3 protein-coding genes are annotated in these 1,772 nt (G+C 51.1%); all 3 read right to left on the bottom strand.

Annotated features, from left to right (window positions below; genetic code table 11):
- Positions 1-254: hypothetical protein (locus GX147_08490; protein ID NLN60723.1), on the bottom strand; the 254-nt coding region annotated here is incomplete at its 3' end.
- A complete protein-coding gene (locus GX147_08495; protein NLN60724.1) occupies positions 251-1,081 on the bottom strand; it encodes a hypothetical protein in 831 nt (276 codons plus the stop codon). The genes GX147_08490 and GX147_08495, both read right to left, overlap by 4 nt.
- Positions 1,075-1,608: a hypothetical protein gene (locus GX147_08500; protein ID NLN60725.1), complete on the bottom strand. Its 534-nt coding sequence runs from the start codon at positions 1,606-1,608 to the stop codon at positions 1,075-1,077. Before GX147_08500 ends, GX147_08495 begins: the two co-directional genes overlap by 7 nt.
- Positions 1,609-1,772: the final 164 nt, after the last annotated feature.

The raw sequence follows: 1,772 nt of genomic DNA on the forward strand, positions 1-1,772 counted from the left end.
CCGTCGGTCAGAATCAGTTTGAGGTAATCGTATTCCATCGGATCGCCGGCCTTCTTGTTGCCGTAAACGCCGCCGAGGCTAAGCAGGCTTTCCGCGCTTATTGCTGCGCGCACATCCGCAGGGATTTCTGCTCCCCGCCATATTTTTACGGGAAGGGTATTGGGTTTCATGCCCTTTTCAAGCATGCCCTTCCGGTATTCGATCTGTTCAAGCTCTTGAGTCATTTCGGAATATTTTTTCAGTTTATTGTTCATACAATCCCCAGTCTATTTAAGAAGGCATTTATCCGCTCGAAGGCATCCCGGGTGACTCTCTCTACATCTTCCTGATCATAGGCTTCTTCAAAATCAGCAACGAACTTTGGCCCGAGTGATCTGAGGGAGGAAAAGTGCTTAGCAATCTTTGCAAGTCCTTCCTGAACCAGACCATGGGACAGGTGAGGCCGGAATTCTTCCGCAATAGTTTCTATCCCACCAGGATAGAACAGAAGGCAGTAGTAAATATCCCAAGCGTCTTTCTCCTTGAGCCGATCGTCCAGCGCCATCCCCTTCATGACGAGAAACGGGACAATGGAAGCGACTCTCACGGTCACGCGGTCCAACCCACCGCCGGGGATTTCGCCCTCCACGGATACCTCAGTAACCATTTCGAAAGCTAAATCACAACCGCGTGCCTTGCGTGCCTTTATTCCCTGAACCAACTGGGTGCGGTGCTTCTTGCCTGTGCCCTCATATTCACCGGATAGAAGATCAACTTGTACCTTTATAACCGAACCACCGAGTGGCACATCGCGAAAAAAGATGAAGGGCTGCCTTTCTTCCCCCTGATAATAACCTCGGGAAGTGAGCAATTCCTCGATCAGTTTGTAACCAGCCTCCTGAATCTTTAAATGGTTCAGGGCAAGATCGATATCCATGCTCCCTACATGGGGGCGCGGTTTCTGGGGGATTAAGAATTCCGGTACCCATCCGCCAATGAGCACGATGTTGTCCCGATACTCACCCAGAAGATGCGTCAGTTCAATCAGTACGGATTTTGCCGCTTCCACCGCCTCGGCGGTATAATCTCTGCACGTTACCATGAGCGCTTGATCACCTCGTCCAATATTGCCTGAGCGGCTTCCGATCCGCGTCCCTTAAGTTCAATCAGATCGAGGTAAACCTGCACCGGCGATGCTATGCAAATATCGTCGATTTGTCGTGTGCCGTAAAAGACACCTTCGTCATAGGGTACAAAAAGAGTGACATTGGCCCCGCTGGTCACTTCTTTCAGCAAAAGCTTCTCCGCAATAATTTCCATATCACGCGATACATATGCCATGGCGCGCTGGTAACGAACGGAAGGAGCATAGCGCACAGCACCGGAAAAACCTGTCAAGGCATACTTGATGCCTTCCCCGTCGCAAGCCATAGCCAAGTCGGCCTCTATCTCGGCAATCGTTTTCAACGTGTAGTAATTTCGTAGTATATTCTTCCGGTAGTTGGAGTTTTCAGACCATTCGGTCAGAAGGCTCCCTGGGTCTTTGAGCAGCAATCCGGCATTGGAACTTTTTAGCCACTTACGATCTTCAAGAAGCCTCTGGGCGTTAGCAATCTGCCCTAGGCTCACATCCGCTTCCTCCGCCCATGCCTGGTTCCTCCACGGACTCTTTGAATCAGTCAGGAGCACCCGCAACACACGTGCTGCCTTCGGGGAATAAAGTGACCGCAGGTCCCGCTTTTGGGCAAAAGGATTGGGGTTGCCCCCCTGTTCGATATAGACCTGGCCGAAAG

The organism is Deltaproteobacteria bacterium, from assembly GCA_012522415.1.
Taxonomy (GTDB): domain Bacteria; phylum Desulfobacterota; class Syntrophia; order Syntrophales; family JAAYKM01; genus JAAYKM01.

What these genes read in the sequence shown, in the direction of transcription:
- GX147_08495 (NLN60724.1), bottom strand. Translation starts at nt 1,081, where the DNA reads ATGGTAACGTGCAGAGATTATACCGCCGAGGCGGTGGAAGCGGCAAAA.